Here is a 3,432-nt window from a genome sequence, read left to right on the forward strand (position 1 = left end):
ATGTCGAGATAATGCTGCTGCAGCGCGATCTCGTCGGCGAGCGTGACGTCGGCAGTGGGATCGAGCGTCAGCGACGAGCGGAAAAAGGCGGACAGCCGCAGGATCATCGACTCCGCCTCTGCCGTGCGGTTCGCCAGGACCAGCGCCGACAAGCTGTTGAGGGTGTTGAACAGAAAGTGCGGATTGACCTGATAGCGGAGCGCGCGGACCTGCGCCTGCTGGGCGGCGGCCTCGGCCTCGGCGAGGCGGCGGCGGGTGCCGAGCGCTTCGGCCTGAGCCTGGCCGGCGAGGTAGAAGGCGCTCCACGCGACGAAGAAGAACAGCCACACGACGGCGGCGTCGGCAGCGAAGCGGAAGACATCGTGCCCGGCCATCTCGCTCGCCTTGGGCAGGGTCAGGACGAGCGGTTCGGCAGCGTGACGCTCGATCCGGATCTGCTGGCCCTTCTGGATGACGACAAAGCCCTCGCGTGCCTGGAAGCGGGTTTCGTCCTGCGGCGGGCGGAGGTAATTGTCGGAAGCGATGAACACGCCGGCCTGGGCGGCGGCGGCGATGAGTGAGCCGGCGAAGGCGACCAGCGCGCGGCGTTGGAGCGAACCGTCGCGGGCGAAGGTCGCGATGGCGGCGTAGATCGCACCGGTCAGGAGGATGCCGCAGCCGATGGTCACGGCGCGGTTCTGCAGCACGGTCAACGGATCGCCGCCGAGCAGGGCACGGGCGACGACGGTCACGGCATAGACCATCCAGAAGCCGAGGATCGATGCGAGCGCGACGCGCCAGTCGGCGAAGCGGGAGGTAGCGGGCGCGAGGGCTTGCTGCCGCGACTGGGGCGGGGCGACGTCGGCGCCGGGAACGATCAGGTTCATGGCGGCATGGTGCCGAAACGGGGCGGGAAAGTCGATACGCGGGGCGGTCGCTGGCCGAAGGAGCGCGGTCGTTGAACGAAGGAGAAGAACCGGCATATCACAATAAAACGAACCTCTACGGTAAAATTGTCTTGACATCGTCACGCTCATCTGGCACAACTTAGGAACAGTGACGAATTGCGAGTCGGGTTGGGGTGGCCCGGGTCGAGGGGCGTCGGAGAGGTTGCCGCAAGGCGGGCCGCTTCGGGCCCTTTTTTCGTTGCTGGGCGGGGGCGGCGCGACGGCTGGCCGCCCCCGCCATTCGCCCCGATGGTGAGACGGTCCTCCCCCGGGACCCAGGCGGAACAGGGGGATGATCATGGGGGCTCGGAGGATGGCGTTGACGGTGAGCGGGGGCACGGCGCCGCAGCGGCGGGCAGCCCACAAGGGGACATGGACCAAGGCGAAGGAGACGCGCTTTCTGGAGGCGTTGAGCGACACGTGCAACGTGCGGCTGTCGGCCCGGCGCGCCAAGGTCGGCAACTCGACGGTCTATCAGCATCGATTGAAGGATGCGGCGTTCCGTGACGGCTGGGCGCGGGCGATTGCACAGGGCTATGCGCGGCTGGAGATCGAGACGCTGGAGCGGGCGATCAACGGGACGATGCGGACGATCGTCCACAAGGATGGGCGCGAGGAAGTGGTGGTCGAGCATAGCGACCGGGTCGCGCTGGCACTGCTCAGGATGCACCGCGATACGGCGGCCGAGCCGGGCCGGCGCGAACGCGAGGAGGCGCAGTACAGCGCCGAAGAGATAGCCGAAGTGCGGGCGCGGATCGTGGCAAAGCTGGAGCGGATGCGCCTGGCGTGCCTGCGCGCACCCGCGAGAGATGATGAGGACGCGGCATGAGCCGGGTGGCGATTACGGCGGGGCAGGTGCGGGCGCTGGCGCAGTGGTCGGCCGAGCGCATCCTGGAGTTCCTGGCCAAGCTGACGATGACGGAGATGGTGACGTTCGATGCGCAGTTCGAAGCATGGGCGCAGCCGGGGCAGCGACCACCGCCGGGCGAAGGCTGGTCGACCTGGTTGATGATGGCCGGACGCGGTTATGGCAAGACCCGCGCTGGTGCCGAATGGGTTCATCGACTGGCAATGCAGCGCAAGGTGCGGATCGCCTTGGTCGGGGCGACGATCGACGAAGCGCGCAAGATCATGGTGGAGGGGGTCAGCGGCGTGCTGGCGGTTGCGGACCTTGAGGGTGCGCGGGTCAAGTGGGAACCCAGCCTGGGGCGGCTGACGTGGCGCAACGGGTCGGTCGCGACCCTGTTTTCAGGGGAGAATGGCGATGGCTTGCGCGGACCGGAACATGATTTCGCGTGGTGCGACGAGATGGCCAAATGGAGCGATGCCGAAAATGCGTGGGATAATCTGCAGATGGGATTGCGGCGCGGCGAGCGGCCGCGTGCGCTCGTGACGACGACGCCCAGGCCAATCCCGCTGCTGCGCCGGCTGATGAAGCAGGAGCGCACGGTGGTGACGGGCGGACGCAGCGGGGATAATGTGAATTTGCCAGCGAGGTTCATGGAAGTGATGAAGGCGACCTATGGCGGGACGCGCTTCGGGCGGCAGGAGATCGACGGCGAGCTGCTGGAAGACGCGCGCGGGTCGCTGTGGCCACGGGCGCGGATCGAGGCGTGCCGGATCGACCGTAGCCCGCTGCCGATGATGGAGCGGGTGGTGGTTGGGGTCGACCCGCCGGCCGGATCGGGACCGGGCAACGACGCCTGCGGGATCGTCGTCGCCGGGCGCGCCGGGGGCAATTTCTATGTGCTGGCCGATGCCAGCGTCGAGGCGGCGAGCCCGGAGCAATGGGCGCGGGCGGTCGCGCTGGCGGCGTCGGCATGGGGCGCGGATCGGATCGTCGCCGAGGCGAACAATGGCGGGGACATGGTCAAGAGTGTGCTGCGGGCGAGCGGGGTCGAGGGGGCAGCGGTGCGCCTGGTTCATGCGTCGCGCGGGAAGGTGGCGCGGGCCGAGCCGGTGGCGCTCAGGTTCGAGGCGGGGACGGCGTGGTTCGCGGGCGGCTTTTGCGAGTTGGAGGATGAGCTGGCCGGGCTATGCTCGGGCGGGGCTTACGAGGGGCCGGGGCGGTCACCGGACCGAGCGGATGCGATGGTCTGGGCGATGACGGAATTGGCTGAGAGCCGGAGCGGGGTGCCGCGTGTGATGCGGTTGTAGAGCGAGGCTTCGCCGCGTTTTTGCTTGGGCTGGGTCCCCGCTTCCGCGGGGATGACGAGAGGTAATCACATGCTTTGGTTTTCAAAGAAGTCGGCGGAAGCGCCGAGTCGGTTTGCGGTGCCTGATTGGCTGCGGGCCAATGGGTCGTGCGAATTTGTGCGCGGCTATGAGGCGCAGGTCGAGGAGGTGTTTCGGACCAATCCGGTCGGGCAGCGGTCGGTGCGACTGGTGTCGGGCGGGGTCGGGGCGCTGCCGGTCTATTCGCTGACGAAAAACGAGGCGGCGGTCAGGCTGGTCACCGGGTCGGACGTGCTGGAGTCGATCGCGGCGTGGCTGCTGCTGCACGGCA

At 68.1% G+C, this 3,432-nt stretch carries 3 protein-coding genes and 1 pseudogene; 3 read left to right on the forward strand and 1 reads right to left on the reverse strand.

The features are described from left to right. The coding region (locus RMN84_RS05465; protein ID WP_309611189.1) for a histidine kinase at window positions 1-866 on the reverse strand (866 nt) is incomplete at its 3' end. Between the two features lie 385 nt (window positions 867-1,251). Between RMN84_RS05465 and RMN84_RS05470 the strand changes: the two genes are divergently transcribed. The 3 genes and pseudogenes from RMN84_RS05470 to RMN84_RS05480 form a co-directional block, all read left to right on the forward strand. Beyond that, window positions 1,252-1,755 carry a hypothetical protein gene (locus RMN84_RS05470; protein ID WP_309611190.1) on the forward strand — a complete coding sequence of 168 codons (504 nt, stop codon included), beginning with the start codon at window positions 1,252-1,254 and terminating at the stop codon, window positions 1,753-1,755. After that, entirely contained in the window at window positions 1,752-3,083 is a 1,332-nt protein-coding gene (locus tag RMN84_RS05475; protein ID WP_309611191.1) for a terminase large subunit domain-containing protein, read from the forward strand. Before RMN84_RS05470 ends, RMN84_RS05475 begins: the two co-directional genes overlap by 4 nt. A gap of 117 nt (window positions 3,084-3,200) precedes the next feature. Beyond that, a pseudogene (locus RMN84_RS05480) lies at window positions 3,201-3,432 on the forward strand (hypothetical protein); the annotation flags it as partial.

It is taken from the genome of Sphingomonas sp. (genome assembly GCF_031380695.1).
Lineage (GTDB): Bacteria > Pseudomonadota > Alphaproteobacteria > Sphingomonadales > Sphingomonadaceae > Sphingomicrobium.

What these genes read in the sequence shown, in the direction of transcription:
- RMN84_RS05475 (WP_309611191.1), top strand. Translation starts at nt 1,752, where the DNA reads ATGAGCCGGGTGGCGATTACGGCGGGGCAGGTGCGGGCGCTGGCGCAG.